The organism is Pantoea stewartii subsp. stewartii (assembly GCF_008801695.1).
GTDB lineage: Bacteria > Pseudomonadota > Gammaproteobacteria > Enterobacterales > Enterobacteriaceae > Pantoea > Pantoea stewartii.
The window spans coordinates 1-2169 of record NZ_VZPF01000175.1 but is presented as its reverse complement, the minus strand read 5'-3'; the positions used below and the strand labels follow the sequence as shown (position 1 = coordinate 2169).

The following is a 2169-nucleotide window of genomic DNA, read 5'->3' as shown; positions in this document are numbered from 1 at the left end:
CCAAAGTTGGTCTGGTGCTCGTTGTAGATCACCGCCATTTCACGGCTAAGCTGCAGCGTTGAAATAATCTCCCATACGCCGTTCTGATAGATATAAAACGCCTCACTCTCCGGGTGAATGCATATTCCATCGTATCGCTGAGACAGCAGAAGGGCTTTTTCATTGTCCTGCATCTGAATAAGGTTGATTTCATCACGCAGGCGCTTTTTACCGCCCTCAATTGATTTAAGCTGAACGGGCATATTTCCCCCTGGCTGATACAGTGAATCGATAAAAGCTTTAGTGGCCGCTTCCAGTCCGTGAAGCTGGTGATAATCGTTCCAGTCGGCTTTTTCTTCCGTTGGCGGTAATGCCACCCAACCGTTAACCGCCTTCGCTGCCTGCTCTGCGGCCAGTTTGCCGGTGTTGGGCTTCTGAGTAGTCTGTCCGTCACTTAGGGCGTGAATGTCGTTATCGGCGGCTATGATGATCCGCGCATCAGGGTATTTTTCGCGTAACACTGCGGCAACGGCCGGAAGGTTCCCGGCATCGAGCGCCACCACCGCCAGCGCGTCAGGTTGCATCTGCTGAGCCGATAGCGTGGTGGCAAGCCCTTCGGCAACGATGACCGTTTCCGGCGATCCACCGGAGTTGAGCACACAGAAAGCGCCTTTTTTCACCGTTCCGGCCACCAGCCGCTTACCGCCATCGGGTTTAATGACCTGGGCGCCACAAACCGCGCCGCTGGCGTTACAGAGCACCAGCAGCAGCGAACCATCGGAAAGCAGCGGTAAGGGGCATTGAAGCCCCTTTGAAGTGAGGTAGGCAGACTGGCCAGACTTTGATTGTCCTGCCATAGCTGAGACTTTATCCGCGATATCCGTTTGAGGCTTCTCTCTGGCTGGCTTCGGTTCCGGCATAGGCAGCGCCATTGCTTCGGCCACCAGCACCGCCGCATCCCTTACGCTGCACTGCCTGACTTTCATGACCAAATCCAGCCCTGTGCCAGCGCCACAATGTGAACAGTGATAGGTTCCGCGCTGCTCAATGTCGTCAAACCGGTAGCGGGTATCACCGCCACAGACCGGACAGGGGCCTTCGCTGCGGTTGGTCGGAATGTCCAGGCGCTGGAGAACAGACGGCCAGTGACCGTCAGCCTTTTTGCGCACGTCATTTACCAGGTTATCCCGCATCTTTAGCGCCTCCGTTAATAAACGTGAATTCCTTCTCAAAGCGGCTGAGTGGATAAATACACGGGTGTTCATACCCGTTTCTGATAAAGGTCACACGGTTAAACCCGATGTCGGTAACAGTTAAAAGCTCGCCGTAACCATCCCGCCAGTTCTGACCACGCCTGATTTCGGGCTGAGTTTTACCACTGGCAGTAGAGCCAGTTAATTTTCTGGTCATGGTTTAAACTCCCCGGTCAGACGTGTTTTGACTGCCTGAATTTCGCTGTGCCTGTTCTTCGAGAAGCCACGCAGCAACGGAATCTAAAAGGTCAGAAGCCATGGATACGGCGGTTCCAATATCTGCGAAATCCATATCGTCAATCGTCTTGCGAAGCATAAAAAGTGTCACGTTCGCCTGGTCAGCGCGTTCAGTAGCCTGCTGGAGTGTGATTTCGTGGCTCATGCCTTACCCTCCGGCTCTTTTACTGTTGAATTCATTGCAGGTTCAATTTCATCACAGGCAGCACAAATCAGCGTCAGCAGCGCACCATAACGCCAGCTTGTTTCCGAATCTGAGTTTTCCGCATCGAGCATTGAACAGAGCACGCCACGGGCCTGATTCAGGTAAGTGCTTGCCTGACAGGATTTATCAATGAGTTCAAAACGGGTCAGGTTGTTACGCATGATATGCCTCCATCGCTAACATGGACTGGATGGAAGCAGCCTTGCTTCCCAGCTGTAGGTAAGTTCGGGTAATGGCTGGATTGCTGTGTCCGAGCATTTCAGAGGCGATCAGTAAGCCCTGCTCACCGCCAGCGCTCATCAGGTTAAAGGCTGCGATTTTGCGGCTTGAGTAGGCGCTCAGGCGAAGTTTGGTATTCACAAAGCGGCTGAACCACTGCATAACGCTGTGCAGCTTCTTCCAGATGGTCTGGCGCGTCACGCTACCTTCCAGAGAATGACAACGGTTACTTTCAATCTGGCTCCGTGAAAACACCAGGTCATCATCAACGAAATT

4 protein-coding genes and 1 pseudogene are annotated in these 2169 nt (G+C 53.2%); all 5 read right to left on the bottom strand.

The genetic code is table 11. The annotated features are described in order from the left end of the window. Positions 1-1172, bottom strand: a 1172-nt coding sequence (locus F7Q90_RS25385) for a toprim domain-containing protein (protein ID WP_151161152.1), incomplete at its 3' end; no start/stop codon positions are given. After that, positions 1162-1389 carry a DUF4222 domain-containing protein gene (locus tag F7Q90_RS25380; RefSeq protein ID WP_044241788.1) on the bottom strand — a complete coding sequence of 76 codons (228 nt, stop codon included), beginning with the start codon at positions 1387-1389 and terminating at the stop codon, positions 1162-1164. The genes F7Q90_RS25380 and F7Q90_RS25385, both read right to left, overlap by 11 nt. Positions 1390-1392: 3 nt before the next feature. Further along, a complete protein-coding gene (locus F7Q90_RS25375) occupies positions 1393-1614 on the bottom strand; it encodes a hypothetical protein (protein ID WP_044241786.1) in 222 nt (73 codons plus the stop codon). After that, positions 1611-1835 (bottom strand): hypothetical protein, encoded by a 225-nt coding sequence (locus tag F7Q90_RS25370; RefSeq protein WP_006118723.1) that lies wholly within the window; start codon positions 1833-1835, stop codon positions 1611-1613. The genes F7Q90_RS25375 and F7Q90_RS25370 overlap by 4 nt, the downstream gene beginning before the upstream one ends. Continuing rightward, positions 1828-2169 (bottom strand): annotated as a pseudogene (locus tag F7Q90_RS25365) (tyrosine-type recombinase/integrase); the annotation flags it as partial. The pseudogene F7Q90_RS25365 and the gene F7Q90_RS25370, both read right to left, overlap by 8 nt.